Here is a 24,149-nt window from a genome sequence, read left to right as displayed (position 1 = left end):
TACACTCCCCCCGACGCCGGCCAGCGCGACCGGCTCGCCCGCGGGATCGGGCGGCTCCTGGACCGGGACATGCGGGAGGCGGACGACCTCCTCGCCCCGATCGGCCTGCGCGTCACCCGGCTCACCGACACCGCGACCGGCCGGCGCTACGACGAGGTCGCCGCCTCCGGCGAGGGCGCGAGCGCGGGGTGGGGCCGGCTGTACCTGAACGCGGACTCCCCGGTCCGCTGGAGCGCCCAGGTGCCGCATCCCGTCTCCGACCGGGAGACCGAGTCGCTCGGCCTGCGGCTGCTGGAGGACAACCCGGGCGGCGCGCTCGTCCTGGCCGGCGCCCACCGCCGGGCGGGCGACGGCGAGCGCGTCGCGGACGTGGCCCACCGCGAGGACAGCGCCTTCCACCTGATGGTCGTGGAGCTGCAGAAGCGCGGGGTGCCCGGCATCCAGCTGCACGGCTTCGCCGAGTCCTCCGCGAAGCGCTACGACGCGATCCTCTCCGGCGGTGCCGCGCAGAGCGCGCCCGGCGAGGCGTCCGTGCTGGCCGACCGCCTGGAGGAGGACGGGCTGCGGGTCTGCCGGGGCTGGTCGGCCCACTGCCCCCTGGAGGGCACCACCAACGTCCAGGGCAAGGCCGCGCAGCAGCACCACGCGGTCTTCCTGCACCTGGAACTCGCCCCGGACGGCCGCGGCGAGGGACCCGACTCCCAGGAGGTCGTGGACGCCCTCGCCGGACTGCTCACCACCTGGACGGAGGAAGGCCCCGGGAACTGAGCGGGCAGCCGGACCGGGCGCCCCGGCCGGACCCGGAGCCCCGGAGCGGACCCGGCAGCACCGGACCGGACCCGGGATCAGCAGCACCGGGCCGGCGCGGCCGGCAGCGACCTCTTGTTGCGGGCCTCCTTGGAGCGGGCGGCCAGGAGGTCGTCGGACGGATAGCCGACCTCCTCCAGGGTCAGCCCGTGCGGGCGCACGACGTGCACCGCCGAGTCCCGTACGCCCGCCGCCAGCACCTTGCCCGGCCAGTCGGGCGCGCGGTGGCCGTCGCCGACGAACAGCAGCGCCCCGATCAGCGAGCGCACCATGTTGTGGCAGAAGGCGTCGGCCCGGACCGTCGCCGTGATCACCCCGTCCGCACCGCGCACCAGGCTCAGCTCCTGGAGCGTGCGGATGGTCGTCGCGCCCTCCCGCCGCTTGCAGTACGCGGCGAAGTCGTGCTCCCCCAGCAGCCGGCCCGCCGCCTCGTTCATGGCGTCGACGTCGAGCGGCCAGTCGTGCCACAGCACATGGCCGCGCAGCAGCGGGTCCACCCCGCCCGGGTGGTCGGTGACGCGGTACGCGTAGCGCCGCCAGATCGCGGAGAAGCGGGCGTCGAATCCCGGCGGGGCCTCGGTCAGGGACCAGATCCGCACATCGCGGGCCAGCCGTCCCGCGAGCCGCTTGAGCAGCTTCTCCCGGTGCTCCTCCCACAGTCCGGCCGGCAGGTCGACGTGGGCCACCTGCCCGCGGGCGTGCACCCCGGCGTCGGTCCGTCCGGCCACGGTCAGCTCGTACGTCGTCCCGCCGGACCGCGTGACGGTCCGCAGGGCGTCCTCGATCTCCCCCTGCACGGTCCGCCGGCCCCCGGCCTGCTTGGCCCAGCCGGAGAACCCGGCCCCGTCGTAGGAGAGGTCCAGGCGGATGCGGACGTGTCCGGGCTGTGCTTCGTCACTCACGTGCAGATCCTCTCAGGCAGACGAAAGCGGGCCCGCCCCGGGAAGGGCGGACCCGCTTCGGCGAGACGGTGCCTCAGGCGTCCTTGGACTCCTCGGCCGGGGCCTCGGCGGCCTCGTCCTTGGTCTCCTCGGACTTCGCGTCCTCGGACTTGGCGTCCTCGACGGCCGTGTCCTTGGCGAGGGCGTCTTCCTTGACCGCGCGCTTGGTCGCGGCCTCGGCCTCACCGGTGGCCTCCTGGGCGACCGTCAGGGCCTCGACCAGCTCGATGACGGCCATGGGCGCGTTGTCGCCACGACGGTTACCGATCTTGGTGATCCGGGTGTAACCACCCGGGCGGTTCTCGTACCGCGGGCCGATCTCGGTGAAGAGCGTGTGCACGATGCTCTTGTCCGTGATGACCTGGAGCACCTGGCGGCGGTTGTGAAGGTCGCCCTTCTTCGCCTTGGTGACCAGACGCTCGGCGTACGGGCGCAGACGGCGCGCCTTCGCCTCGGTGGTGGTGATGCGGCCGTGCTCGAAGAGCGCCTTCGCGAGGTTCGCGAGGAGGAGCTTCTCGTGCGCGGCGCTGCCGCCCATACGGGTACCCTTGGCGGGCTTCGGCATGATGTCTCTCCTAGGTGTCTGCCCCGGCCGTATCAGGTACCGGGGTCAGTATCCGAGCAGGCGGTCGCCTGTCGGAGATCCGGGGCTCCCCCGAGGGCAAGCCCCGGAAAGGGCTCAGTACTGCTCGGTCTCGACGAACCCGGCGTCCGCGTCGTCGTCCGCGCCGAAGGCGTCCGCGGCGGCGGTCGGGTCGAATCCGGGCGGGCTGTCCTTCAGCGCCAGGCTCATGCCGGCCAGCTTCGCCTTGACCTCGTCGATCGACTTCGCACCGAAGTTGCGGATGTCGAGGAGGTCGGCCTCGGAACGGGCGACGAGTTCACCCACGGAGTGGATGCCCTCGCGCTTGAGGCAGTTGTACGAGCGGACCGTGAGCTCCAGCTCCTCGATCGGCAGCGCCAGATCGGCGGCGAGAGCGGCGTCCGTCGGGGACGGGCCCATGTCGATGCCCTCGGCGTCGATGTTGAGCTCGCGGGCCAGACCGAACAGCTCGACCAGGGTCTTGCCGGCCGACGCCATGGCGTCACGCGGACGCATGGCCTGCTTGGTCTCGACGTCGACGATCAGCTTGTCGAAGTCGGTGCGCTGCTCGACACGGGTCGCCTCGACCTTGTACGTGACCTTCAGCACGGGGCTGTAGATGGAGTCGACCGGGATACGGCCGATCTCCTGGCCCACCTGCTTGTTCTGCACGGCGGAGACGTAGCCGCGACCGCGCTCGACGGTCAGCTCCATCTCCAGCTTGCCCTTGCCGTTGAGCGTGGCGAGGACGAGGTCGGGGTTGTGCACCTCGACACCGGCCGGGGGCGCGATGTCGGCGGCGGTGACCTGACCCGGTCCCTGCTTGCGCAGGTACATCACCACGGGCTCGTCGTGCTCCGAGGAGACGACCAGCTGCTTGATGTTGAGGATCAGGTCGGTGACGTCCTCCTTGACGCCCGGCACGGTGGTGAACTCGTGCAGGACGCCGTCGATGCGGATGCTGGTGACGGCGGCACCGGGGATCGACGACAGGAGGGTGCGGCGGAGGGAGTTGCCGAGGGTGTAGCCGAAGCCCGGCTCCAGCGGCTCGATCACGAACCGGGACCGGAACTCGTCGACGACCTCTTCGGTCAACGAGGGACGCTGAGCGATCAGCATGTGTGGATCCTTCTTTCGTGGACGCCCGCTATTTGACGTCCGACGGAAACCGCACCCGATGAGGAGTGCGGGCCCTGCAAGGGTACGGGCGGTACGGCCCGTATACGGAACGTACCGCCCGAAACATCACTGTCCGCGTGCGCCGGGTCGAGGACCCGGACGCGACACCGGCGTCGGATCAGACGCGGCGGCGCTTCGGCGGGCGGCAGCCGTTGTGCGGGGTCGGGGTGACGTCCTGGATGGAGCCGACCTCGAGACCGGTCGCCTGGAGCGAACGGATGGCGGTCTCACGACCGGAACCCGGGCCCTTGACGAACACGTCGACCTTGCGCATGCCGTGCTCCTGGGCGCGGCGGGCGGCCGACTCGGCGGCCATCTGCGCGGCGAACGGCGTGGACTTCCGGGAGCCCTTGAAGCCGACGTGGCCGGCGGAGGCCCAGGAGATCACGTTGCCGGACGGGTCCGTGATGGAGACGATCGTGTTGTTGAACGTGCTCTTGATGTGCGCGTGGCCGTGAGCGACGTTCTTCTTTTCCTTGCGGCGCACCTTCTTGGCAGCGCCCTGACGTCCCTTGGGGGGCATCTACTAACTCCTACGGGAGGTGGTCGGTCCTACAGCGAAGACCGTGGACAGGTGTCCGCTGCGGACTACTTCTTGCCCGGCTTCTTCTTGCCGGCGATGGCGCGACGCGGGCCCTTGCGGGTACGCGCGTTGGTGCTGGTGCGCTGACCGCGGACGGGCAGACCGCGACGGTGACGCAGACCCTGGTAGGTGCCGATCTCGACCTTGCGGCGGATGTCGGCCTGGATCTCGCGACGGAGGTCACCCTCGGTCTTGATGTTGTTGTCCACGAACTCACGGATCGCGACGAGCTGCTCCTCGGAGAGGTCGCGAACGCGGGTGTTCGGGTCGACGCCGACAGCGGCCAGCGTCTGCTGCGAAAGGGTTCGGCCGATGCCGAACACATAGGTGAGGGCGATCTCCACGCGCTTTTCGCGCGGGATGTCAACACCGGAAACGCGTGCCATTCAATGGCTCCAGTTTGTTGTCGGAGGTCTTCCACAGGACCGTCCCCCAGCCGCCGTCCTCGCCTGCTCCGACGATTTGGTACGGACTGGGTCCCCAGCCTCCGAGCCGGGGGTGTCGAGCCGGTGGGCTCGGGCTCTGCGTATGAACGTGTACTGCTCGCGTCGCGCGAAGTTCTGCGGGAAGGCGCAGAGGGTGGGTCGTGCGGTTCAGCCCTGGCGCTGCTTGTGGCGCGGGTTGTCGCAGATGACCATGACCCGGCCGTGACGGCGGATCACCCTGCACTTGTCGCAGATCTTCTTGACGCTCGGCTTGACCTTCATGGGATTGAAGTTCTCCGGGCTCAGTGCCCCCGCGCCACGAGGAGAGGGGGCAAGATCTACTTGCTCACTTGTACCGGTAGACGATCCGACCACGGGTCAGGTCGTACGGAGAGAGCTCCACCACGACCCGGTCGTCAGGGAGGATGCGGATGTAGTGCATGCGCATCTTGCCGCTGATGTGTGCCAGAACCTGGTGGCCGTTCTGGAGCTCGACCTTGAACATGGCGTTCGGAAGAGACTCGACGACAGTGCCCTCGATCTCGATGGCACCTTGCTTCTTGGCCACGCTTCGCCCTTCGAATCGACTACCTTGATCGGCTCTGCCGTGCGCCGCACGGGCATGACGTGCATGCAGACATGCGGGTGCACAAGAGCCGACGAGTCAGTCTACGTCAGGGCCCCCGGAAAGACGAATCGGGAAAGTCTGCCCCACGCACGAGATCCTTAACCCGTCGGCCTCCGCGAGTCTCGGCCCGGCACCGGGGCGCCCCCACCGGCCCGCGGGCGGTGGCCGCGACGGGGGGACCCCCGGACGGAGGGTCCCCCTCGGGCCGGCGGCCCTCCTCGGGCGGGCCGAGCCCTCCGGGCGGGGCCCCTCGGGCGGGCCGAGCCCCTCCTCAGGCGAGCGGGTCCGGGGCCGCCGTGATGCCGTGCTCGGCCAGCTTCGCCTTCCCGCCGTCCGGGGCGGTCAGCACCAGCGGGCCCTCCTCCGTCAGCGCGACCGAGTGCTCCCAGTGCGAGGACCAGGTCCCGTCCGTCGTGATGACGGTCCAGTCGTCCTCCAGCACCTGGGTCTTCGCCGTGCCCAGCGAGACCATCGGCTCGATGGCCAGGCAGAAGCCCGGGACCAGCTTGGGCCCCTTGCCCCGGCGGCGCTCGACGTAGTTCAGCAGGTGCGGGTCCATGTGCATCTCGGTGCCGATGCCGTGGCCGCCGTAGTCCTCGATGATCCCGTAGCGCCCGCCGCCGGGCTTCGGCTGCCGGCGGATGTAGGTCTCGATGGCGCGGGAGATGTCGACCAGCCGGTTGCCGGGCTTCATGGCCGCGATGCCGGCCCACATCGACTCCTCGGTCACCCGGGACAGCTCGACCAGCTCCGGCGCGTGCCCGGACCCGACGAAGGCCGTGTAGGCCGCGTCGCCGTGCCAGCCGTCGATGATGGCGCCGCAGTCGATGGAGATGACGTCCCCGTCCTTGAGGACGACCTCGTCGGAGGGGATGCCATGGACGACGACCTCGTTGACGGAGGTGCAGATCGTCGCGGGGAAACCGCCGTAACCGAGGAAGTTGGGCTTCGCGCCGTGCTCCGCGAGCACCTTGCGGGCGACCTGGTCGAGGTCCTTCGTCGTGGCCCCGGGCACGGCCGCCTCGCGGGTGGCCGCGTGAATGGCAGCGACCACCAGCCCCGCCTCGCGCATCTTGGCGATCTGCTCGGGGGTCTTGATCTGCACCATGAGGTCGACGGCCTTTCTGGACCGGAGAGAGTACGGACACCGTCAACGATACGGGGGACGGTGTCCGCGCCCGTTCCCCCGCACACACGTCGGCCGCGGCTCCCCGCAGGGAACCGCGGCCGGACGGGCACAGCTACTGGCCCTGCTTGAGCGCCTCCAGCGCGCGCCCGGTGACCTCGTCCACCGGGCCCATCGCCCCGATCGTCACCACGAGGCCCTGGGCCTTGTAGTAGTCGATGATCGGCTCGGTCTGCGTGTGGTAGACCTCCAGCCGGGTGCGCACCGTCTCCTCGGAGTCGTCGTCCCGCTGGTACAGCTCGCCGCCGCAGACGTCGCAGACGCCCTCTTTGGCCGGCTTGCTGTACGACACGTGGAAGACGTGGCTGGAGTCCTTGCGGCAGACCCGCCGTCCGGCGATCCGCTTGACCACCTCGGCCTCGGGGGCCTCCAGGTCGAGCACCGCGTCCAGCGTGATGCCCTCGGTCTCCAGCAGCCGGTCCAGGGCCTCGGCCTGGGAGACGTTCCTCGGGAAGCCGTCCAGCAGGAAGCCGGCCTCGGCGTCCGGCTGCTCCATGCGGTCCTTCGCCATGGCGATGGTGACCTCGTCCGGCACCAGGTTGCCCGCGTCCATGTAGGACTTCGCCAGCTTGCCCAGCTCGGTCTGCCGGCTGATGTTGGCGCGGAACAGATCGCCGGTGGAGATGTGGGGGATGCTCAGCTTCTCGGCTAGGCGGGTGGCCTGCGTGCCTTTCCCAGCACCGGGCGGCCCGACGAGGACGATTCGCATCAGCGGAGGAACCCTTCGTAATTGCGCTGCTGGAGCTGGCTCTCGATCTGCCTCACCGTCTCGAGACCGACACCCACGATGATGAGGATGCTGGTCCCGCCGAACGGGAAGTTCTGGTTTGCCCCGAAACCGGCCAACGCCATCGTCGGCACGAGAGAGATCAGGCCCAAGTACAGCGAACCCGGCCAGGTGATCCGGTTGAGTACGTAGCTCAGGTACTCAGCGGTCGGTCGGCCAGCCCGGATGCCCGGGATGAAACCACCATACTTCTTCATGTTGTCAGCGACTTCTTCGGGGTTGAAGGTAATCGCCACGTAGAAGAATGCGAAGAACACGATCAAGAAGAAGTAAAGAATGATGTGCGCCGTGGCGCCCGTGTCGGCCAGGTTGTTCGTGACCCACGTCGCCCATCCGGCGGTGGAGCTGGAGAACTGGACGATCAGTGCCGGGATGTAGAGCAGCGACGAGGCGAAGATGACGGGGATGACACCCGCCTGGTTCACCTTGAGGGGAATGTAGGTGGACGTCCCGCCGTAGGAACGGCGGCCGATCATGCGCTTCGCGTACTGCACGGGAATCCGGCGCTGCGCCTGCTCGACGAAGACGACCAGGCCGACCATGACCAGGCCGACGAGCATGACCGTGCCGAACTCGATCCAGCCGTCCGCCAGGCTGCCCTGCTCCTTGATGGCCCACAGGGCGGAGGGGAAGGTGGCGGCGATCGAGATGAACATCAGCATCGACATGCCGTTGCCGATGCCGCGGTCGGTGATCAGCTCACCGAGCCACATGACGGCGGCCGTGCCGGCGGTCATCGTGATGACCATGGTGATGGTCACGAACATCGACTGGTCGGGGACGATCTCGCTCGCCACCGGGCAGCCCTGGAAGAGGGCGCCGCTGCGGGCGGTGGCCACCAGGCCGGTGCCCTGCAGGACGGCGAGCGCCACCGTCAGGTAACGGGTGTACTGCGTGATCTTCGCGGTACCGGCCTGGCCCTCCTTCTTCAGGGCTTCCAGCCGCGGGATCACCACGGTCAGCAGCTGCAGAATGATGCTCGCCGTGATGTACGGCATGATGCCCAGCGCGAAGACCGTGATCTGCAGCAGCGCGCCGCCGCTGAACATGTTGACCAGCCCGAACAGGCCCTGATTGGCCTGGGCCGCATCGATACAGGTCTGCACGTTCCGGTAATCGACGCCGGGGATCGGAATGTTCGTACCGATCCGGTACACCACGATGATGCCGAGCGTGAACAGCAGTTTCTTGCGCAGGTCGGGCGTCTTGAACGCCCGGGCGAACGCGGTGAGCACGGTGCCTCCTGCGACCCCCGCGCAACTGCGTCAAGGGTGATGGTCTTGAGGTTCGACGAATACGTAACGGTCAACCTTCGCCCGGAGTGCCCGTGTGGGGCGCCCGGGGAAAGTGGGCAGTGCAGGCCACCTTACCGGCGAGACCACCGCCCTAGGAACGACCAACCGGGGATACCCCATATGTGGGGTATCCCCGGTCGGGATCGCTCATGTCATCGGCACGCCTGAGTGGTTCAGACGAGCTCGGTGACGGTACCGCCGGCGGCGGTGATCTTCTCCTTGGCGGAGCCGGAGACGGAGTCGACCGTCACCTGCAGCGCCACGGAGATCTCGCCCTGGCCGAGGACCTTGACGAGGCTGTTCTTGCGAACGGCCCCCTTGGCCACCAGACCCTCGACGGTGACCTCGCCACCCTCGGGGTAGAGCGCGGCCAGCTTGTCGAGGTTCACGACCTGGAACTCGGTCTTGAACGGGTTCTTGAAGCCCTTCAGCTTCGGGAGACGCATGTGAAGGGGCATCTGGCCACCCTCGAAGCGCTCCGGAACCTGGTAACGGGCCTTGGTGCCCTTCGTACCACGACCGGCCGTCTTACCCTTCGACGCCTCACCACGACCCACACGGGTCTTGGCGGTCTTGGCGCCCGGGGCGGGACGGAGGTTGTGGATCTTGAGCGGGTTCTGCTCCGCCATGATCAGTCGACCTCCTCGACCGTCACGAGGTGGCGGACGGTGTGCACCATGCCGCGGAACTCGGGACGATCCTCCTTGACGACCACGTCGTTGAGCCTCTTCAGGCCCAGCGAACGAAGGGTGTCACGGTGGTTCTGCTTGCTGCCGATGTAGGACTTGACCTGCGTGATCCTGAGCTGCGCCATGATTACGCACCCGCCCCGGCACGTGCACGGAGGAGAGCCGCGGGAGCGACGTCCTCGAGCGGCAGACCGCGGCGGGCCGCGACCTCCTCGGGACGCTGCAGGCCCTTGAGGGCCGCGACGGTCGCGTGCACGATGTTGATCGCGTTGTCGGAGCCGAGCGACTTCGACAGGATGTCGTGGATACCGGCGCACTCGAGCACGGCACGCACCGGACCACCGGCGATCACACCGGTACCCGGGGCGGCGGGCTTGAGCAGCACGACGCCGGCAGCCTTCTCACCCTGGATCGGGTGCGGGATGGTGCCCTGGATGCGGGGGACCTTGAAGAAGTGCTTCTTGGCCTCCTCAACGCCCTTGGCGATGGCGGCCGGCACCTCCTTGGCCTTGCCGTATCCGACACCCACGGTGCCGTCACCGTCGCCCACCACGACCAGCGCGGTGAAGCTGAAGCGACGACCACCCTTCACAACCTTGGCGACACGGTTGATCGCGACGACGCGCTCAACGTATGCGGTCTTCTCGGCGGCAGCTGCGCCGCCGTCACGGCCCTTCCGGTCCCGCCGCTCGCCGCCACCGGCACCGCCACCGCGGCGCTGGGGTCCAGCCATTGGAATTACCTCTCTCTGTTTCCGCTAGCTACGGAACCGACTCAGAACTTGAGTCCGGCTTCGCGGGCGGCGTCCGCCAGGGCGGCGATGCGCCCCGCGTACCGGTTACCACCGCGGTCGAACACGACGGCCTCGACACCGGCGGCCTTGGCGCGCTCCGCGACCAGGGCACCGACCTGCTTGGCCTGCGAGGACTTGTCGGCCTCGCCGCCGCGGATCGATGCGTCCAGCGTGGACGCCGAAGCCAGCGTGTGGCCCTTCAGGTCGTCGATCACCTGCGCCACGATGTGGCGGTTGGAGCGGGTCACGACCAGGCGGGGACGCTCGGCAGTACCAGAGACGTTCTTGCGGATCCGGATGTGACGACGCTTGATAGCAGCACGCTTGTAGGCGTCGCCCTTGAGGATCTTCTGCCCGTATGCCATGGCTTACTTACCCGCCTTTCCGACCTTGCGCCGGATGACTTCGCCCTCGTACTTGACGCCCTTGGCCTTGTACGGGTCGGGCTTGCGCAGCTTGCGGATGTTCGCCGCAACCTCGCCGACCTTCTGCTTGTCGATGCCCTCGACCGAGAAACGGGTCGCGGACTCCACCTTGAAGGTGATGCCCTCGGGGGCCTCGATCAGGATCGGGTGGCTGTAACCGAGGGAGAACTCCAGGTTCGAACCCTTGGCGAGCACGCGGTAACCGACACCACTGATCTCGAGCTTCTTCACGTAACCCTGGGTCACGCCGGTGATCATGTTCGCCACCAGCGTGCGGGACAGGCCGTGGAGGGCCTTGTTCTGACGCTCGTCGTTGGGGCGGGTGACGTTCAGAACGCCGTCCTCGCCCTTGGCGATCTCGATCGGCGCCACGACGGTGTGGGTCAGCGTGCCCTTCGGGCCCTTGACCGCGACCGTGCGGCCGTCGATGGTGACGTCCACGCCGGCGGGAACCGCGATGGGGAGCTTGCCGATGCGCGACATAGCTGTTTCCTCCGTTCCCTTCTGCTACCAGACGTAGGCGAGGACTTCCCCACCCACGCCCTTCTTGCCGGCCTGCTTGTCGGTGAGGAGCCCGTGCGACGTGGAGATGATCGCCACGCCGAGGCCGCCCAGCACCTTCGGCAGGGAGGTGGACTTCGCGTACACCCGGAGACCGGGCTTGGAGATCCGCTTGATGCCCGCGATGGAGCGCTCACGGTTGGGGCCGAACTTCAGCTCCAGGACGAGGTTCTTGCCGACCTCGGCGTCCTCGACCTTCCAGCCCGTGATGAAGCCCTCCTGCTGGAGGATCTCCGCGATGTGAGACTTGATCTTCGATGCCGGCATCGTCACGGAGTCGTGGTACGCCGAGTTCGCGTTCCGCAGACGAGTCAGCATGTCTGCGATCGGATCAGTCATGGTCATGAATTGGCCTTCGGCCTCTCTCGCCGTGGTTTCCTGGTGCGCCATCCCTCTCCCCGATCCGAGACGGGACGGGTGCGGCGCGGTGGACCTACGGCGTAGTAAGCAAACATTAGCGGGCGTGGCCCGCGTGCGTCCGGGCACGGCAGGTGCCCAACCCCACAAGCCTAAGCCATGCGGAGCAGGCCTCCTGCCGTTCCCCTTGCTTACCGAGAGCCCTGGGAGTCCGGAAGTACCGGTCTACCAGGAACTCTTGGTCACGCCCGGCAGCTCGCCACGGTGAGCCATCTCACGAAGGCACACGCGGCACAGGCCGAACTTGCGGTACACGGAGTGCGGACGACCGCAGCGCTGGCAGCGGGTGTAGCCGCGCACTCCGAACTTGGGCTTGCGAGCAGCCTTCGCGATGAGAGCCTTCTTCGCCATCTCGCTCACGCCTCCTTGAACGGGAAGCCGAGGTGACGGAGAAGGGCACGGCCCTCTTCGTCGTTGGTCGCCGTGGTGACCACGGTGATGTCCATACCCCGGACACGGTCGATCTTGTCCTGGTCGATCTCGTGGAACATGACCTGCTCCGTGAGACCGAAGGTGTAGTTGCCACGGCCGTCGAACTGCTTGGGGGACAGGCCGCGGAAGTCGCGGATGCGCGGCAGCGCGAGCGACAGGGTGCGGTCCAGGAACTCCCACATGCGGTCGCCACGGAGGGTGACGTGGGCACCGATCGGCTGGCCCTCACGCAGCTTGAACTGCGCGATGGACTTGCGGGCCTTGGTGACGGCCGGCTTCTGACCGGTGATCGTGGTGAGGTCGCGCACGGCGCCGTCCATCAACTTCGAGTCGCGGGCGGCGTCGCCCACACCCATGTTGACCACGATCTTGACGAGGCCGGGAACCTGCATGACGTTCTCGTAGGAGAACTGCTCGCGCAGCTTGCCCGCGATCTCCTCGCGGTACTTCGTCTTCAGACGCGGAGTGGTGGTGGTCGTCATCAGATGTCCTCACCCGTCCGCTTGGCAACGCGGATCTTGTTGCCTTCGTCGTCGAAGCGGTAGCCGACGCGGGTGACGACCTTCTGGCCGTCCTTCTCCACGACGAGCTGAACGTTGCTGACGTGGATCGGGGCCTCGGTGGTCACGATCCCGCCGGCCTGCGAACCGCGGGCGGTCGGAGCTGCCTTGGTGTGCTTCTTGACCCGGTTGACGCCCTCGACCAGGACGCGGTCCTCGCGCGGGTAGGCGGCGATGACCTTGCCCTGCTTGCCCTTGTCCTTGCCGGTGACGACCTGGACCAGGTCACCCTTCTTGATCTTCATGCTCACAGCACCTCCGGCGCGAGGGAGATGATCTTCATGAACTTCTTCTCGCGCAGCTCTCGGCCGACCGGGCCGAAGATACGGGTGCCGCGGGGGTCGCCGTCGTTCTTCAGAATGACGGCGGCGTTCTCGTCGAAGCGGATGTACGAGCCGTCCGGGCGGCGGCGCTCCTTGACGGTGCGAACGATGACCGCCTTGATGACGTCACCCTTCTTCACGTTGCCGCCGGGGATCGCGTCCTTGACGGTGGCGACGATCACGTCACCGATGCCCGCGTAGCGGCGACCGGAGCCACCGAGCACACGGATGCAAAGGATTTCCTTCGCCCCCGTGTTGTCGGCGACGCGCAGTCGCGACTCCTGCTGGATCACGTCTATCTCCTGTTTGTCTGCCGGTTCCCCGGGGGCCGCTCGTCTGTTCGGGCGAGCGGTCCCCGGAGCCTGGCGGAACTGTCCTGCGAGGGGTGCCTCGCAGGCGTACTAGTCGGAATTCCCTTGCGGGAACTGCCTACTTGGCCTTCTCGAGGACCTCGACGATGCGCCAGTGCTTCGTCGCGGACATCGGCCGGGTCTCCATCAGGAGGACACGGTCGCCGACGCCGGCCGAGTTCTGCTCGTCGTGGGCCTTGAGCTTGCTCGTGCTGCGGATGACCTTCCCGTACAGCGCGTGCTTCTTGCGGTCCTCGACGGCGACGACGACGGTCTTGTCCATCTTGTCGCTGACGACGATGCCCTCGCGGGTCTTGCGGAAGCCCCGGGCCTCGGTGTTCGTCTCAGTCACGTTGTTCTCGCTCATCAGGCGCTCTCCACCGTCTCGATGCCCAGCTCGCGCTCGCGCATCAGGGTGTAGATCCGCGCGATGTCCTTGCGGACGGCCTTCAGCCGGCCGTGGTTCTCGAGCTGTCCGGTCGCCGCCTGGAAGCGGAGGTTGAACAGCTCTTCCTTGGCTTCGCGGAGCTTCGCCAGAAGCTCCTCGTCACCCAGTTCGCGCAGCTCGGACGCCTTGGTACCGGCCGACATCACGCTTCACCTGCCTCGCGCTTGACGATCCGGCACTTCATCGGCAGCTTGTGGGCTGCGCGAGTCAGCGCCTCACGGGCGATCTTCTCGTTGGGGTAGGACAGCTCGAACATGACCCGGCCCGGGTGCACGTTCGCGATCCACCACTCCGGAGAACCCTTACCGGAACCCATGCGGGTCTCGGCAGGCTTCTTCGTCAGGGGACGGTCCGGGTAGATGTTGATCCAGACCTTGCCGCCACGCTTGATGTGGCGGGTCATGGCGATACGGGCCGCCTCGATCTGGCGGTTGGTCACGTACGCCGGCGTGAGGGCCTGAATGCCGTACTCGCCGAACGCGACCGTCGTACCACCCTTGGCCTGACCACGGCGCTTCGGGTGGTGCTGCTTGCGGTGCTTGACCCTACGGGGGATCAGCATGTCGGTCAGGCCTCCGTTCCGGTGCTCTCAGCCGGAGCGGCAGCCGGAGCGTCGGCCTTGGGGGCCTCGGCAGCGGGAGCCTGCTGCGGCTTGCGGCCGCGACCGCCACGCTCGCCACCGCGGCCACCACGGGCCGGGCGGTCGGCACCGCCACGGGCCGGGCGGTTGCCGGCGCGGGCAGCGGCGTTCTCGGCGCGGACCTCGGCGATGTTCTTGACGTCGCCCTTGTAGATCCAGACCTTCACGCCGATGCGGCCGAAGGTCGTCTTGGCCTCGAAGAAGCCGTAGTCCACGTTCGCGCGGAGCGTGTGCAGGGGCACGCGGCCCTCGCGGTAGAACTCCGAGCGGGACATCTCGGCGCCGCCGAGGCGGCCGCCGCACTGGATCTTGATGCCCTTGGCGCCGGCCTTCATCGCCGACTGCATGCTCTTGCGCATGGCACGGCGGAAGGAGACGCGGGAGGAGAGCTGCTCGGCAACGGCCTGGGCGACCAGCTGGGCATCGGTCTCGGGGTTCTTGACCTCGAGGATGTTCAGCTGGACCTGCTTGCCCGTGAGCTTCTCGAGGTCGCCGCGGATGCGGTCGGCCTCGGCGCCACGGCGGCCGATGACGATGCCCGGACGCGCGGTGTGGATGTCCACCCGCACACGGTCACGGGTGCGCTCGATCTCCACCTTCGAGATGCCGGCGCGCTCCATGCCGGACGTCATCATCCGACGGATGGCGACGTCTTCCTTGACGTAGTCCTTGTACAGCTTGTCGGCGTACCACCGGGACTTGAAGTCCGTGGTGACACCGAGCCGGAACCCATGCGGGTTAACCTTCTGGCCCATTACCGGGTTCCTTCCTTGCTGCTGACGACCACGGTGATGTGGCTGGTCCGCTTGCGGATCCGGTAGGCGCGGCCCTGGGCGCGCGGACGGAACCGCTTCAGGGTCGGGCCCTCGTCGACGTAGGCCTCGGAGATGAAGAGGCTGTCGGCGTCGGTGTGGTCGTAGTTGTGCGCGGCGTTGGCGATGGCGCTGTCCAGCACCTTGCCGACCGGCACGCTCGCGGCCTGCGGGGCGAAACGCAGGACCGCCTGAGCCTCCGTGGCATCCATGCCACGGATAAGGTCCACCACGCGGCGGGCCTTCATGGGCGTAACGCGGATGTACCGCGCCTGGGCCCTGGCTTCCATGGTTGTCCTTCCAGTGTCTGTCATGGTCATTCCACCCCGCTGTTAGCGGCGCTTCGACTTCCGGTCGTCCTTGACGTGACCCCGGAAGGTGCGCGTCGGCGAGAACTCGCCGAGCTTGTGGCCGACCATCGACTCGGTGACAAACACCGGAATGTGGGTCTTGCCGTTGTGCACCGCGATCGTGTGACCGAGCATGGCCGGGACGATCATCGAGCGACGGGACCAGGTCTTGATGACGTTCTTGGTGCCGGCTTCGTTCTGGACATCCACCTTCTTGATCAGGTGGTCGTCGACGAAGGGCCCCTTCTTGAGACTGCGCGGCATCTGAACCCGCTCCTAGCGCTTCTTGTTCGTCTTGCGGCGGCGGACGATGTACTTGTTCGACGCCTTCTTGGGCGAACGAGTACGGCCTTCCTTCTTGCCCCACGGGGACACCGGGTGGCGACCACCGGAGGTACGGCCCTCACCACCACCGTGCGGGTGGTCAACCGGGTTCATGACCACACCACGCACGCTCGGGCGGACGCCCAGCCAGCGCTTGCGCCCGGCCTTGCCCCAGTTGATGTTGCTCTGCTCGGCGTTGCCGACCTCGCCGATGGTGGCGCGGCAGCGGACGTCGACCAGGCGGATCTCACCGGAGGGCATGCGCAGGTGGGCCATGGTGCCCTCCTTCGCGAGCAGCTGCACCGAGGCACCCGCGGAGCGGGCGAACTTGGCGCCGCCGCCGGGACGCAGCTCGATGGCGTGCAGCGTCGTACCGACCGGGATGTTGCGCAGGGCGAGGTTGTTGCCCGGCTTGATGTCGGCCCCGGGACCGTTCTCGACGCGGTCGCCCTGCTGCAGGTTGCGCGGGGCGAGGATGTAGCGCTTCTCGCCGTCGGCGTAGTGCAGCAGCGCGATGCGCGCGGTGCGGTTGGGGTCGTACTCGATGTGCGCGACCTTCGCCGGCACGCCGTCCTTGTCGTGACGACGGAAGTCGATCACGCGGTAGGCGCGCTTGTGTCCGCCACCCTGGTGGCGAACGGTCACACGACCTGAGTTGTTACGGCCGCCCTTGCTGTGCAGGGGACGGACCAGCGACTTCTCCGGCGTGGACCGCGTGACCTCGACGAAGTCGGCGACGCTGGAGCCACGACGGCCCGGCGTAGTCGGCTTGTACTTGCGGATTCCCATTTCTCAGTCCTCGTCCGATTCCGGACGATCCGGACCTCCGTCAGGAGGTCGGACCGCCGAAGATGTCGATACGGTCGCCCTCGGCAAGGGTCACGATCGCGCGCTTGGTGCCCGCGCGCTGGCCGAAGCCGGTGCGGGTGCGCTTGCGCTTGCCCTGGCGGTTGATCGTGTTGACCCCGGTGACCTTGACCGAGAAGACCGCCTGCACGGCCTCCTTGATCTCCGTCTTGTTGGAGCCCGGAGCGACGATGAACGTGTACTTGTTCTCGTCGATGAGCGCGTAGCTCTTCTCCGACACGACCGGCTTGATCAGGACGTCACGGGGGTCCGTGTACGCCTTGCTCGCCGGGGTGACGACGGTGTTCTTGCCCTCGGTGGCGTGGCGGCGTGCCTTGGCGACGCGCGCGGCCTTGGCCTTCTTCGCCGCCTTGGAGGCGATGGAGGGGTGACGGACTGCCATCAGACCTCGCTCCCTTCGTTGTCGTTGGCCTTGTTCGGGCCGGCGACGAAGGACTCGAAAGCGGCCTTGGTGAAGACCACGTCGTCCGAGACGAGAACGTCGTACGTGTTCAGCTGGCCCGGCTCCAGGATGTGGACCTGGGGCAGGTTGCGGGCGGACAGCCACGCGGCCTCGTCGGCGCGGTCGGCGACCAGGAGCACGTTCTTGCGCTCCGAGATCTTGCCGAACAGAGCCTTGGCGGCCTTCGTGGAGGGGGTCTCGCCCTCGATCACGCCGGTGACGACGTGAATGCGGTCGTGGCGGGCCCGGTCGGTGAGGGCGTGGCGCAGGGCCGCGGCCTTCATCTTCTTCGGGGTCCGCTGCGAGTAGTCGCGCGGCTGCGGGCCGTGGACGATGCCACCGCCGGCGAACTGCGGCGCACGGGTCGAGCCCTGACGGGCGCGGCCGGTGCCCTTCTGGCGGTACGGCTTCTTGCCGCCACCACGGACCTCACCGCGACGCTTGGTCTTGTGCGTGCCCTGGCGGGCAGCGGCGTTCTGCGCGACGACGACCTGGTGGATCAGCGGGATGCTGATCTTCTCCACGCCGAAGATCTCCTCGGGGAGCTCGACGCTTCCGGTCTTCTCGCCTGCAGGCGAAAGGATGTCAACAGTGCTCATCGGTTACCTCAGGCCCCCTTGGCCGCGGTGCGGACCAGGACGAGGCCGCCGTTCGGACCGGGAACCGCGCCCTTGATGAGCAGCAGACCCTTCTCCGCGTCAACGGCGTGGACGGTCAGGTTCTGGGTGGTGACCCGCTCGTTGCCCATGCGGCCGGCCATGCGGAGGCCCTTGAACACGCGGCCCGGGGTGGCGCAGCCACCGATGGAGCCGGGGGAGCGGTGCTTGCGCTGGGTGCCGTGTCCGGCGCCGAGGCCCTTGAAGTTGTGACGCTTCATGACACCGGCGAAGCCCTTGCCCTTGCTCTTGCCGGTCACGTCGACCTTGATGCCGGCCTCGAAGACCTCGGCGGTGACTTCCTGGCCGAGCGTGTACTCGGAGGCGTCGGCCGTGCGGATCTCGACGAGGTGGCGGCGGGGGGTGACGTCGGCCTTGGCGAAGTGACCCTTGAGGGGCTTGTTCACCTTGCGCGGGTCGATCTCGCCGAAGGCGATCTGGACGGACTCGTAACCGTCGACGTCGTTCGTGCGGACCTGGGTGACGACGTTGGGTCCGGCCTTGACGACGGTGACGGGAACAACGCGGTTGTTCTCGTCCCACACCTGCGTCATGCCGAGCTTCTCGCCCAGGATGCCCTTGATCTGCTTCGTCATCTCTTCAGATCACCGGCCTCAGAGCTTGATCTCGATGTCGACACCGGCCGGGAGGTCGAGTCGCATCAGAGAGTCAACGGTCTTGGGGGTCGGGTCGAGGATGTCGATCAGACGCTTGTGCGTGCGCATCTCGAAGTGCTCGCGCGAGTCCTTGTACTTGTGCGGCGACTTGATGACGCAGTACACGTTCTTCTCAGTGGGCAGCGGCACCGGGCCCGCGACCGACGCACCAGTACGCGTCACCGTCTCGACGATCTTCTTCGCCGAGGAGTCGATGACCTCGTGGTCGTAGGCCTTGAGCCGGATGCGGATCTTCTGTCCCGCCATGGCTACTTCGTAGTCCTGTCTCTAGTAACGCTCCGGAACCCGATGGTTTGCCTGCTCTGTCACTCACCCTCCCCTCCTCCGACCCACGCGGTCGGGCGTGTCGCGCTCCCGTCGACATGGATGTCCCTTGTCGGAACTTCCCTGCGTGGGAGTGCGGGCCCTTCCGGAACCGCGGGCGGGGGCGAGAAGCCCACCGGGCGCCTGGCCTGCACCCCGCTGACACTTCCCGGAAGATTCCCGTACGTCCGCCCCTGCATCTCTCGATGCACTGCATGGGACGACGAGTACTGTGGGACTCGCTTCCGGTCCTCCCGGCGGGAGGCGCGCAGCATCGGCACTCGACCGAGCAACCCCGCTAGTCTGCCACAGCGGGCGGCGGCCTGGCCAATCGGACTGGAGAGAATACCCCGGGAGTGACGGGGATCAAACGCGGTCGGTTCCGGGTCCCCGACGCGGTGGATCCGGCCGGGGCCCGAGCCTCATGTCATGGCCATAGCATCTCGGGGTGTCCCTGCCCCGCTTACGGCCCCTGGCGGTCGACTCCGCGATCGCCCTCGGTTTCGCGGCGGTCGGCTGCATCGCCGGCGCCTACTACCAGCCGCCCGGCTGGCGGGCGTTCGACGGGCCCGGGTACGTCCTGGCCTGCCTGACGGCGCTGCCGCTGGTGGCGCGACGGCGGTTCCCGTTCCCGGCCGTACTGGCGTCCGCGGCCGGCTACGCCGTCTACCTCGGCTGCGGCTACCAGCCGTCCGTGAACTTCTGGGCCCCGGCCGTCGCCCTGCTCAGCCTGGCCGGGCGCCGTCCGCTCGGCGTCGCCCTGGCCGGGGCCGTTCCGGTGGTCGCGGTCATCGTGCTGAGCGGGGTCTCCGGTCGCCTGCATCCCGCGCTGACGGCCGCCCAGGCCCTCCTCGTCCCCGTGGTGGCCATCGCCTTCGGCCATACGCGTCACCTCCTCGTCCGCGCCAACGCCAGGCTCCGCGACGTCACCGCGGAGCTGGTGGCCGAGCAGGAGGAGCGGGCCCGCGACGCGGTCACGCTCGAACGCATGGCGATCGCGAGGGAGCTGCACGACGTGGTGGCCCACCACATGTCGGTGATCACCATCCAGGCCGGGCTGGCGGAGACGGTGCTCACCTCCGACGTGCCCCTGGCCCGCAAGGCCCTGGGGCACATCGCCCTGACCGGGCGCGAAGCGCTCGACGAACTGCGGCGTCTGCTCACCGTGCTGCGCGTCCGGTCCGACGACGACGGGCAGGGCACGCCGTACGGGGCGGCGCCGCGTCTCGACCGGCTGCCGGACCTGATCAGCGGTGCCACCGCGGCCGGTCTGGACGTGCGGTTCACGGCGCGGGGCGAGCCGGGCCCCCTGCCGCCCGTCGTCGACGTGTGCGCCTACCGGGTCGTCCAGGAGGCGCTCACCAACGTCATCAAGCACGCGCCCGGCGCGCGGGTGACCCTCACCGTGGACCACACGCCGGACGAGGTCGTCCTCGTGGTCCGCAACGACGCGGTCCGCGACGGCGGCGGCCCGGACGGTTCGGACGGTCGTGCCGGTCGTGCCGGTCGTGCCGCTCATGGCGGTCGTGCCGGTCGCACGCGCACGGACGGGCGACCTGAAACCGTCCCCGGAACGGGACTTGGCTTGATCGGCATGCGGGAACGGGTCAAGATCTGCGGAGGGCGTCTTTCCGCGGCACCACATGACGGAGGCGGGTTCGAGGTCGCGGCGGTCCTCCCGCTGCGCGCCTCCCGCCACGCGTCCCCGGGCGAGCCGGAGGGACAGGAACGATGACACGCGTACTCGTGGTGGACGACCAGGAGCTCGTCAGGGCCGGCCTTGCCTCCCTGCTCCGGACGGCGCCGGACATCACCCACGTGAGCGAGGTCTCCGACGGTGAGGCGGCCGTCGAGGCGGTGCGCCGTGAACGGTGGGACGTCGTCCTGATGGACATCCGGCTGCCGGGCATGAGCGGCATCGCCGCCACCGAGGCGATCCTGCGGGAGGTGCCGGACCCGCCGCACGTGATCGTGCTGACGACCTTCGACGTGGACGAGTACGTGTACGCGGCCCTGCGCGCCGGCGCCAGCGGCTTCCTGCTCAAGGACACGTCGCCGCGGCGGCTCGTCGAGGCGGTCGGCACCGTCACCCGGGGCGAGATGCTCTTCGCCCCGGCGGTGACCCGGCGCCTGGTGGAGGCCTACACGCGGCAGCCCTCGTCGGCGGTCGAGCCGGAGGCCCTGTCGGAACTGACCACCCGGGAGAGGGAGGTCCTGCGGCTGGTCGGCCTGGGCATCGACAACGAGGCCATCGCCCGGCAGCTCTACGTCACCGAGGGCACCGTCAAGACGCACCTGCACCGGATCATGGGCAAGCTCTCCCTCAACAGCCGCGCCCAGGCGGTCGTCATGGCGTACGAGAGCGGACTGGTCGTCCCCGGGCAGGCCCGGTGAGGGCGGGGCGCACCACTCCCCCTCGGTGGTGCGCCCCGCGGCCTGGTCAGCCGTCCACGCTCCACCGCGTCGTCTCGTTGCACTGGCTGAGCGTGCCGCTGCTGTTGAAGAGGCACACCTTGATGCCCACCGCCTCACCGGGGACGACGTTGCCGACCGGGTCCCAGATGACGGCGGAGCCGGCCAGCCCGTTGGTGTTGTCCTTGGCGCCGAGGTAGAGGCCGTCGACCCAGGCGTACGCCCTGACACCCTTGCCGTCCGAGCAGTAGTCGTGGATGACGAGGTAGTCGTCGTTGTTGCCGCCGCCCGCGTGGCCCGGACCGTAGTCGACGAAGTCGACCACACCGCATCCGCCGCCCGTCGTCCCCACGGAGAAGCTGTCGTCCGTGGCGGCGACGGCGGCCTGAGTGCTGAAGAGCATCGCCGCGGCGGCGATCGCGGACGTGGTGAAGACCGCACGGGCGGCCCTGGTACGGAAGTTCATGGTGCATCCCCCATCTCGGTGGTGGCGGCCGCGGCGTTCCCGTCGCGGCGGCCTGCTCACTGACGGGTCGTCGTTCGACCCGGGCATGACACTACGAACGCCGCGCCGGGCCGTCGTCCAGCCCAGACCTGAGATGCGCCGGCTCCCGTGCGCCCTCCGCCGTACGCCCGTGGTTGACACCCGGGACGACGGCCGGAGGGGGGCTCGGCCGGTGGAACGGACGGAGGGGTGGCTCAGCCGGTGGAGCGGAACGTCGGCGGGATCACGTCGACGGGATCGCGTCGGCGCGGCGGACCGTGGCGCCGCACTCCCCCGTGCGCCGTTCGACTGCCCGCGGCGCCCTTATCCGACTGTTCGACGCGCTGGTGCGTTCAGCCCTGTTTGGCGACGGTGAGGAGGACGGCCGCGTCCTCCAGGGCCTCCAGGGCGTGCCGGGCCTGCGGGATGACGATCAGGTCGCCGTCCCTGCCCTCCCACGCGGTGTCGCCGCTGGTGAGGCGGACCCGGCCGCGCAGCACCAGCAGGGTCGCCTCGCCGGGGTTCTCGTGCTCGGCGAGGGAGGTCCCGGAGGTCAGGGCGAGGAGGGTCTGACGCAGGGTGTGCTCGTGGCCGCCGTAGACCGTGCTCGCACTGCGTCCGGTGGAGGCGGCGGCGGCACGTTCCAGGTGCTCGCGGGCGAGTGCGTCCAAGGAGAGCTTCTGCATGGGTCCGAGTCTCCACGACCCGGTCGCACGGGCGCCAGGGCCATGTGGGGTAGCCCCCGGCCCTGGCCGGGCCGGTCACGGCCCCGGCTGGGGCAGCCCCCGTTCGGGACCAGCCGGCCCCAGTGCGACCCCGGGGCGATTCGGGCAGCCGCGGACCGGGACGGTCCGGCCCCGGGCCGGTCCGGGGACGGTCACGGACCGGCCCGGGGCCGGGTTGGTTCCGGGCCCTGTGGGTTCCGGGCCAGGTCGGACCGGGCCGGACCGGGCGAGGAAGGGCCTCCGCCCTCCCCCGCCGGTGGCGGTCCGGCGGCGTCAGATGACGCCCTGCGCCAGCACCGCGTCCGCGACCCGCTCGAAGCCGGCGATGTTCGCGCCCTTGACGTAGTCGCCGGGGGAACCGTAGCGCTCGGCGGTCTCGGCGCAGGTGTTGTGGATGTCGGTCATGATGCGGGCCAGCTCGTTCTCGACCTGGTCGGCCTTCCACGTGGTGCGCGACGCGTTCTGCGTCATCTCCAGGGCGCTGACCGCGACCCCGCCCGCGTTCGCGGCCTTGCCGGGGCCGAAGGCGACTCCGGCCTGCTGGAGGAGCTGCACGGCCTTCGGCGTCGTGGGCATGTTCGCGCCCTCCGAGACGGCCTTCACGCCGTTGCGGACGAGCGTGGCGGCCGCGTCCTCGTCCAGTTCGTTCTGGGTGGCGGACGGCAGGGCGATGTCGGCCGGGACCTCCCAGACCCGCCCGCCGGGCACGAACCGCGCGGAGGAGCCGCGCCGCTCGGCGTACACGCTCACCCGGCCGCGCTCGACCTCCTTGATCTGGCAGAGCAGCTCCAGGTCGATGCCCTTCTCGTCGACGATGTAGCCGCTGGAGTCGGAGCAGGTCACCGGGTTGGCGCCGAGGGCGATCAGCTTCTGGATGGTGTAGATCGCGACGTTTCCGGAGCCGGAGACGACCGCGGTCTGGCCCTCGAGGTCCTCGCCGCGCTCGTGCAGCATCGCCTCGGCGAACAGCACGTTGCCGTACCCGGTCGCCTCCGGGCGTATCAGTGAGCCGCCCCAGCCGGCGCGCTTGCCGGTGAGGACGCCGCCCTCCCAGCGGTTGGTGATCCGCCGGTACTGGCCGAACAGGTAGCCGATCTCACGCGCGCCGACACCGATGTCGCCCGCGGGGACGTCGGTGTACTCGCCGATGTGCCGGTACAGCTCCGTCATGAAGGACTGGCAGAAGCGCATGACCTCCGCGTCGCTGCGGCCCTGCGGGTCGAAGTCGCTGCCGCCCTTGCCGCCGCCGATGCCGAGGCCGGTCAGCGCGTTCTTGAAGACCTGCTCGAAGCCGAGGAACTTGATGATCCCCAGGTTCACGGAGGGGTGGAAGCGCAGGCCGCCCTTGTACGGGCCCAGGGCGCTGTTGTATTCGATCCGGAAGCCGCGGTTGACGTGGATCCGGCCCGTGTCGTCCTGCCACGGCACCCGGAAGATGATCTGCCGCTCCGGCTCGATCAGCCGCTCGACGAGCCCCGGGTCCCGGTACTCGGAGCGCGCCGCGAGCGCCGGTCCGAGGCTGTCCAGCACCTCGCGTGCGGCCTGGTGGAACTCGGGTTCCGCCGGGTTGCGGCGCACGATCTCGGCATGGAGGTGTTCGAGCGAGGTGGTTTCGGGTCGCGTCGTCACGGGAGCCCTTTCTGGCACGGCAGCCACCGGAAGTCGGCAGCCGGTACATCCGGTCTGATCCGCTTCGGTGAGGGGTGGCGCTCGGCGCCGTTGCCGCGCGCAGGACACTTCAGTGTGACGCTTACGTAAACACGGTGACCAGCGGCCCGCGGTTCGTACGCCACTATGTGAGATCAGGCCGCCAGGAATAATCCTAACGTCCTAATTTGTCTCGGCGCTCAGTTCAGACTCTCGCGGAGGGCGGTGTCAGCCACGGCCTCTGGGGTCTCCGCACGAGCTTGGTCGACATCGACGACCCGTCCGTCGTCGCCGGGCCGGCCCGCTCCTGGACACCACGAACGGGTCGGCCGCTCGTGCCCGCAAGGCCGTCCGGGAGCCGGTGACGATCACGGACGACAGCGAGGTGGCGCCCCTGG

37 protein-coding genes are annotated in these 24,149 nt (G+C 68.8%); 3 read left to right on the top strand and 34 right to left on the bottom strand.

What is annotated here, in order from left to right; all coding sequences use genetic code 11:
- Nucleotides 1-768, top strand: a 768-nt coding sequence (locus AOK18_RS08475; protein ID WP_055693899.1) for a hypothetical protein, incomplete at its 5' end; no start/stop codon positions are given.
- A 77-nt stretch (nucleotides 769-845) separates the two neighbouring features.
- On the opposite strand, the gene truA is transcribed toward AOK18_RS08475, so the two are convergent.
- The 31 genes from truA to rpsJ all read right to left on the bottom strand — a co-directional run bounded on the left by truA (nucleotide 846) and on the right by rpsJ (nucleotide 18,426).
- Entirely contained in the window at nucleotides 846-1,709 is an 864-nt protein-coding gene (truA, locus tag AOK18_RS08470) for a tRNA pseudouridine(38-40) synthase TruA (RefSeq protein WP_055570335.1), read from the bottom strand.
- 73 nt (nucleotides 1,710-1,782) lie between these two features.
- Nucleotides 1,783-2,313 (bottom strand): 50S ribosomal protein L17, encoded by a 531-nt coding sequence (gene rplQ, locus AOK18_RS08465; RefSeq protein WP_055570334.1) that lies wholly within the window; start codon nucleotides 2,311-2,313, stop codon nucleotides 1,783-1,785.
- 114 nt (nucleotides 2,314-2,427) lie between these two features.
- Complete coding sequence (locus AOK18_RS08460; protein WP_042165128.1) at nucleotides 2,428-3,450, bottom strand: DNA-directed RNA polymerase subunit alpha; 1,023 nt, start codon at nucleotides 3,448-3,450, stop codon at nucleotides 2,428-2,430.
- 178 nt (nucleotides 3,451-3,628) lie between these two features.
- Complete coding sequence (gene rpsK / locus AOK18_RS08455) at nucleotides 3,629-4,033, bottom strand: 30S ribosomal protein S11 (RefSeq protein WP_003956432.1); 405 nt, start codon at nucleotides 4,031-4,033, stop codon at nucleotides 3,629-3,631.
- A gap of 65 nt (nucleotides 4,034-4,098) precedes the next feature.
- Nucleotides 4,099-4,479, bottom strand: coding sequence for a 30S ribosomal protein S13 (gene rpsM, locus AOK18_RS08450; RefSeq protein ID WP_031041520.1), 381 nt, complete (start codon nucleotides 4,477-4,479; stop codon nucleotides 4,099-4,101).
- A 207-nt stretch (nucleotides 4,480-4,686) separates the two neighbouring features.
- Nucleotides 4,687-4,800 (bottom strand): 50S ribosomal protein L36, encoded by a 114-nt coding sequence (gene rpmJ, locus AOK18_RS08445; protein ID WP_003974245.1) that lies wholly within the window; start codon nucleotides 4,798-4,800, stop codon nucleotides 4,687-4,689.
- A gap of 64 nt (nucleotides 4,801-4,864) precedes the next feature.
- The gene (gene infA / locus AOK18_RS08440; RefSeq protein WP_003948620.1) at nucleotides 4,865-5,086 is read right to left on the bottom strand and encodes a translation initiation factor IF-1; all 222 of its coding nucleotides are present in this window, start codon (nucleotides 5,084-5,086) and stop codon (nucleotides 4,865-4,867) included.
- A 331-nt stretch (nucleotides 5,087-5,417) separates the two neighbouring features.
- Complete coding sequence (gene map, locus AOK18_RS08435; protein WP_055570333.1) at nucleotides 5,418-6,254, bottom strand: type I methionyl aminopeptidase; 837 nt, start codon at nucleotides 6,252-6,254, stop codon at nucleotides 5,418-5,420.
- A gap of 133 nt (nucleotides 6,255-6,387) precedes the next feature.
- Nucleotides 6,388-7,041, bottom strand: coding sequence for an adenylate kinase (locus AOK18_RS08430; RefSeq protein WP_055570332.1), 654 nt, complete (start codon nucleotides 7,039-7,041; stop codon nucleotides 6,388-6,390).
- Nucleotides 7,041-8,354, bottom strand: coding sequence for a preprotein translocase subunit SecY (secY, locus tag AOK18_RS08425; RefSeq protein ID WP_055570331.1), 1,314 nt, complete (start codon nucleotides 8,352-8,354; stop codon nucleotides 7,041-7,043). Before secY ends, AOK18_RS08430 begins: the two co-directional genes overlap by 1 nt.
- A gap of 233 nt (nucleotides 8,355-8,587) precedes the next feature.
- Nucleotides 8,588-9,043: a 50S ribosomal protein L15 gene (rplO, locus tag AOK18_RS08420; RefSeq protein ID WP_055570330.1), complete on the bottom strand. Its 456-nt coding sequence runs from the start codon at nucleotides 9,041-9,043 to the stop codon at nucleotides 8,588-8,590.
- A gap of 2 nt (nucleotides 9,044-9,045) precedes the next feature.
- A complete protein-coding gene (gene rpmD, locus AOK18_RS08415) occupies nucleotides 9,046-9,228 on the bottom strand; it encodes a 50S ribosomal protein L30 (RefSeq protein WP_042165115.1) in 183 nt (60 codons plus the stop codon).
- A gap of 2 nt (nucleotides 9,229-9,230) precedes the next feature.
- Nucleotides 9,231-9,836, bottom strand: a complete 606-nt coding sequence (gene rpsE / locus AOK18_RS08410) for a 30S ribosomal protein S5 (protein ID WP_055570329.1) — start codon at nucleotides 9,834-9,836, stop codon at nucleotides 9,231-9,233.
- Between the two features lie 41 nt (nucleotides 9,837-9,877).
- A complete protein-coding gene (gene rplR / locus AOK18_RS08405) occupies nucleotides 9,878-10,261 on the bottom strand; it encodes a 50S ribosomal protein L18 (RefSeq protein WP_042165110.1) in 384 nt (127 codons plus the stop codon).
- A 3-nt stretch (nucleotides 10,262-10,264) separates the two neighbouring features.
- Nucleotides 10,265-10,804, bottom strand: a complete 540-nt coding sequence (gene rplF / locus AOK18_RS08400; protein ID WP_055570328.1) for a 50S ribosomal protein L6 — start codon at nucleotides 10,802-10,804, stop codon at nucleotides 10,265-10,267.
- Nucleotides 10,805-10,828: 24 nt separating this feature from the next.
- Nucleotides 10,829-11,227: a 30S ribosomal protein S8 gene (gene rpsH, locus AOK18_RS08395; protein ID WP_013001411.1), complete on the bottom strand. Its 399-nt coding sequence runs from the start codon at nucleotides 11,225-11,227 to the stop codon at nucleotides 10,829-10,831.
- Between the two features lie 237 nt (nucleotides 11,228-11,464).
- A complete protein-coding gene (locus AOK18_RS08390) occupies nucleotides 11,465-11,650 on the bottom strand; it encodes a type Z 30S ribosomal protein S14 (RefSeq protein ID WP_003948630.1) in 186 nt (61 codons plus the stop codon).
- A 5-nt stretch (nucleotides 11,651-11,655) separates the two neighbouring features.
- Entirely contained in the window at nucleotides 11,656-12,213 is a 558-nt protein-coding gene (rplE, locus tag AOK18_RS08385) for a 50S ribosomal protein L5 (protein WP_042165103.1), read from the bottom strand.
- Nucleotides 12,213-12,536 carry a 50S ribosomal protein L24 gene (gene rplX, locus AOK18_RS08380; protein WP_055570327.1) on the bottom strand — a complete coding sequence of 108 codons (324 nt, stop codon included), beginning with the start codon at nucleotides 12,534-12,536 and terminating at the stop codon, nucleotides 12,213-12,215. Before rplX ends, rplE begins: the two co-directional genes overlap by 1 nt.
- Nucleotides 12,537-12,538: 2 nt before the next feature.
- On the bottom strand, nucleotides 12,539-12,907 hold the full coding sequence (gene rplN / locus AOK18_RS08375; RefSeq protein ID WP_003992364.1) for a 50S ribosomal protein L14: 369 nt from the start codon (nucleotides 12,905-12,907) through the stop codon (nucleotides 12,539-12,541).
- Between the two features lie 136 nt (nucleotides 12,908-13,043).
- The gene (rpsQ, locus tag AOK18_RS08370) at nucleotides 13,044-13,331 is read right to left on the bottom strand and encodes a 30S ribosomal protein S17 (RefSeq protein ID WP_055570326.1); all 288 of its coding nucleotides are present in this window, start codon (nucleotides 13,329-13,331) and stop codon (nucleotides 13,044-13,046) included.
- Nucleotides 13,331-13,555 (bottom strand): 50S ribosomal protein L29, encoded by a 225-nt coding sequence (gene rpmC, locus AOK18_RS08365; RefSeq protein ID WP_003998824.1) that lies wholly within the window; start codon nucleotides 13,553-13,555, stop codon nucleotides 13,331-13,333. Before rpmC ends, rpsQ begins: the two co-directional genes overlap by 1 nt.
- Nucleotides 13,555-13,974 (bottom strand): 50S ribosomal protein L16, encoded by a 420-nt coding sequence (gene rplP / locus AOK18_RS08360; protein WP_004927269.1) that lies wholly within the window; start codon nucleotides 13,972-13,974, stop codon nucleotides 13,555-13,557. Before rplP ends, rpmC begins: the two co-directional genes overlap by 1 nt.
- A 5-nt stretch (nucleotides 13,975-13,979) precedes the next feature.
- Complete coding sequence (rpsC, locus tag AOK18_RS08355) at nucleotides 13,980-14,807, bottom strand: 30S ribosomal protein S3 (protein WP_055570325.1); 828 nt, start codon at nucleotides 14,805-14,807, stop codon at nucleotides 13,980-13,982.
- A complete protein-coding gene (gene rplV, locus AOK18_RS08350; protein WP_003974262.1) occupies nucleotides 14,807-15,154 on the bottom strand; it encodes a 50S ribosomal protein L22 in 348 nt (115 codons plus the stop codon). The genes rpsC and rplV overlap by 1 nt, the downstream gene beginning before the upstream one ends.
- Nucleotides 15,155-15,196: 42 nt before the next feature.
- Complete coding sequence (rpsS, locus tag AOK18_RS08345; protein ID WP_003948639.1) at nucleotides 15,197-15,478, bottom strand: 30S ribosomal protein S19; 282 nt, start codon at nucleotides 15,476-15,478, stop codon at nucleotides 15,197-15,199.
- A gap of 12 nt (nucleotides 15,479-15,490) precedes the next feature.
- On the bottom strand, nucleotides 15,491-16,327 hold the full coding sequence (gene rplB / locus AOK18_RS08340) for a 50S ribosomal protein L2 (RefSeq protein ID WP_055570324.1): 837 nt from the start codon (nucleotides 16,325-16,327) through the stop codon (nucleotides 15,491-15,493).
- Nucleotides 16,328-16,367: 40 nt separating this feature from the next.
- Nucleotides 16,368-16,787, bottom strand: a complete 420-nt coding sequence (gene rplW, locus AOK18_RS08335) for a 50S ribosomal protein L23 (protein ID WP_055570323.1) — start codon at nucleotides 16,785-16,787, stop codon at nucleotides 16,368-16,370.
- Entirely contained in the window at nucleotides 16,787-17,446 is a 660-nt protein-coding gene (rplD, locus tag AOK18_RS08330; protein WP_055570322.1) for a 50S ribosomal protein L4, read from the bottom strand. Before rplD ends, rplW begins: the two co-directional genes overlap by 1 nt.
- A gap of 8 nt (nucleotides 17,447-17,454) precedes the next feature.
- Nucleotides 17,455-18,099 (bottom strand): 50S ribosomal protein L3, encoded by a 645-nt coding sequence (gene rplC / locus AOK18_RS08325; RefSeq protein WP_019329642.1) that lies wholly within the window; start codon nucleotides 18,097-18,099, stop codon nucleotides 17,455-17,457.
- Nucleotides 18,100-18,117: 18 nt separating this feature from the next.
- Entirely contained in the window at nucleotides 18,118-18,426 is a 309-nt protein-coding gene (gene rpsJ, locus AOK18_RS08320) for a 30S ribosomal protein S10 (RefSeq protein ID WP_003948644.1), read from the bottom strand.
- Between the two features lie 505 nt (nucleotides 18,427-18,931).
- On the opposite strand from rpsJ, the gene AOK18_RS08315 reads away from it, so the two are divergent.
- The gene (locus AOK18_RS08315; protein WP_055693898.1) at nucleotides 18,932-20,218 is read left to right on the top strand and encodes a sensor histidine kinase; all 1,287 of its coding nucleotides are present in this window, start codon (nucleotides 18,932-18,934) and stop codon (nucleotides 20,216-20,218) included.
- Nucleotides 20,215-20,877, top strand: coding sequence for a response regulator (locus AOK18_RS08310; RefSeq protein WP_055570320.1), 663 nt, complete (start codon nucleotides 20,215-20,217; stop codon nucleotides 20,875-20,877). Before AOK18_RS08315 ends, AOK18_RS08310 begins: the two co-directional genes overlap by 4 nt.
- A gap of 46 nt (nucleotides 20,878-20,923) precedes the next feature.
- On the opposite strand, the gene AOK18_RS08305 is transcribed toward AOK18_RS08310, so the two are convergent.
- From AOK18_RS08305 to gdhA, 3 genes are all read right to left on the bottom strand, one after another.
- Complete coding sequence (locus AOK18_RS08305; RefSeq protein WP_055570319.1) at nucleotides 20,924-21,361, bottom strand: hypothetical protein; 438 nt, start codon at nucleotides 21,359-21,361, stop codon at nucleotides 20,924-20,926.
- A gap of 371 nt (nucleotides 21,362-21,732) precedes the next feature.
- Nucleotides 21,733-22,065 carry a cupin domain-containing protein gene (locus tag AOK18_RS08300; RefSeq protein WP_055688483.1) on the bottom strand — a complete coding sequence of 111 codons (333 nt, stop codon included), beginning with the start codon at nucleotides 22,063-22,065 and terminating at the stop codon, nucleotides 21,733-21,735.
- Between the two features lie 312 nt (nucleotides 22,066-22,377).
- Nucleotides 22,378-23,733, bottom strand: a complete 1,356-nt coding sequence (gene gdhA / locus AOK18_RS08295) for an NADP-specific glutamate dehydrogenase (RefSeq protein ID WP_055570317.1) — start codon at nucleotides 23,731-23,733, stop codon at nucleotides 22,378-22,380.
- Between the last annotated feature and the right edge of the window lie 416 nt (nucleotides 23,734-24,149).

The organism is Streptomyces prasinopilosus (genome assembly GCF_001419695.1).
In the GTDB taxonomy this organism is placed as follows: domain Bacteria; phylum Actinomycetota; class Actinomycetes; order Streptomycetales; family Streptomycetaceae; genus Streptomyces; species Streptomyces prasinopilosus.
This window is presented reverse-complemented; position numbering and strand designations above follow the sequence as displayed.

Excerpts from the sequence above, each read along its gene's own strand:
- AOK18_RS08430 (WP_055570332.1), bottom strand. The coding sequence starts at position 7,041 with ATGCGAATCGTCCTCGTCGGGCCGCCCGGTGCTGGGAAAGGCACGCAG.
- AOK18_RS08305 (WP_055570319.1), bottom strand. The coding sequence starts at position 21,361 with ATGAACTTCCGTACCAGGGCCGCCCGTGCGGTCTTCACCACGTCCGCG.
- rpsK (WP_003956432.1), bottom strand. The coding sequence starts at position 4,033 with ATGCCCCCCAAGGGACGTCAGGGCGCTGCCAAGAAGGTGCGCCGCAAG.
- rpsJ (WP_003948644.1), bottom strand. The coding sequence starts at position 18,426 with ATGGCGGGACAGAAGATCCGCATCCGGCTCAAGGCCTACGACCACGAG.
- rplW (WP_055570323.1), bottom strand. The coding sequence starts at position 16,787 with ATGGCAGTCCGTCACCCCTCCATCGCCTCCAAGGCGGCGAAGAAGGCC.
- rplF (WP_055570328.1), bottom strand. The coding sequence starts at position 10,804 with ATGTCGCGCATCGGCAAGCTCCCCATCGCGGTTCCCGCCGGCGTGGAC.
- AOK18_RS08300 (WP_055688483.1), bottom strand. The coding sequence starts at position 22,065 with ATGCAGAAGCTCTCCTTGGACGCACTCGCCCGCGAGCACCTGGAACGT.
- rpsH (WP_013001411.1), bottom strand. The coding sequence starts at position 11,227 with ATGACCATGACTGATCCGATCGCAGACATGCTGACTCGTCTGCGGAAC.
- rpsC (WP_055570325.1), bottom strand. The coding sequence starts at position 14,807 with ATGGGCCAGAAGGTTAACCCGCATGGGTTCCGGCTCGGTGTCACCACG.
- rpsE (WP_055570329.1), bottom strand. The coding sequence starts at position 9,836 with ATGGCTGGACCCCAGCGCCGCGGTGGCGGTGCCGGTGGCGGCGAGCGG.
- AOK18_RS08460 (WP_042165128.1), bottom strand. The coding sequence starts at position 3,450 with ATGCTGATCGCTCAGCGTCCCTCGTTGACCGAAGAGGTCGTCGACGAG.
- AOK18_RS08390 (WP_003948630.1), bottom strand. The coding sequence starts at position 11,650 with ATGGCGAAGAAGGCTCTCATCGCGAAGGCTGCTCGCAAGCCCAAGTTC.
- rplQ (WP_055570334.1), bottom strand. The coding sequence starts at position 2,313 with ATGCCGAAGCCCGCCAAGGGTACCCGTATGGGCGGCAGCGCCGCGCAC.
- map (WP_055570333.1), bottom strand. The coding sequence starts at position 6,254 with ATGGTGCAGATCAAGACCCCCGAGCAGATCGCCAAGATGCGCGAGGCG.
- rpsS (WP_003948639.1), bottom strand. The coding sequence starts at position 15,478 with ATGCCGCGCAGTCTCAAGAAGGGGCCCTTCGTCGACGACCACCTGATC.
- rpmJ (WP_003974245.1), bottom strand. The coding sequence starts at position 4,800 with ATGAAGGTCAAGCCGAGCGTCAAGAAGATCTGCGACAAGTGCAGGGTG.
- rplE (WP_042165103.1), bottom strand. The coding sequence starts at position 12,213 with ATGACGACCACCACCACTCCGCGTCTGAAGACGAAGTACCGCGAGGAG.
- rplX (WP_055570327.1), bottom strand. The coding sequence starts at position 12,536 with ATGAAGATCAAGAAGGGTGACCTGGTCCAGGTCGTCACCGGCAAGGAC.
- rpsM (WP_031041520.1), bottom strand. The coding sequence starts at position 4,479 with ATGGCACGCGTTTCCGGTGTTGACATCCCGCGCGAAAAGCGCGTGGAG.
- rpmC (WP_003998824.1), bottom strand. The coding sequence starts at position 13,555 with ATGTCGGCCGGTACCAAGGCGTCCGAGCTGCGCGAACTGGGTGACGAG.
- rplO (WP_055570330.1), bottom strand. The coding sequence starts at position 9,043 with ATGGCGGAGCAGAACCCGCTCAAGATCCACAACCTCCGTCCCGCCCCG.
- rpmD (WP_042165115.1), bottom strand. The coding sequence starts at position 9,228 with ATGGCGCAGCTCAGGATCACGCAGGTCAAGTCCTACATCGGCAGCAAG.
- rplD (WP_055570322.1), bottom strand. The coding sequence starts at position 17,446 with ATGAGCACTGTTGACATCCTTTCGCCTGCAGGCGAGAAGACCGGAAGC.
- rplB (WP_055570324.1), bottom strand. The coding sequence starts at position 16,327 with ATGGGAATCCGCAAGTACAAGCCGACTACGCCGGGCCGTCGTGGCTCC.
- rplP (WP_004927269.1), bottom strand. The coding sequence starts at position 13,974 with ATGCTGATCCCCCGTAGGGTCAAGCACCGCAAGCAGCACCACCCGAAG.
- AOK18_RS08310 (WP_055570320.1), top strand. The coding sequence starts at position 20,215 with ATGACACGCGTACTCGTGGTGGACGACCAGGAGCTCGTCAGGGCCGGC.
- rplC (WP_019329642.1), bottom strand. The coding sequence starts at position 18,099 with ATGACGAAGCAGATCAAGGGCATCCTGGGCGAGAAGCTCGGCATGACG.
- rpsQ (WP_055570326.1), bottom strand. The coding sequence starts at position 13,331 with ATGAGCGAGAACAACGTGACTGAGACGAACACCGAGGCCCGGGGCTTC.
- rplV (WP_003974262.1), bottom strand. The coding sequence starts at position 15,154 with ATGGAAGCCAGGGCCCAGGCGCGGTACATCCGCGTTACGCCCATGAAG.
- rplR (WP_042165110.1), bottom strand. The coding sequence starts at position 10,261 with ATGGCATACGGGCAGAAGATCCTCAAGGGCGACGCCTACAAGCGTGCT.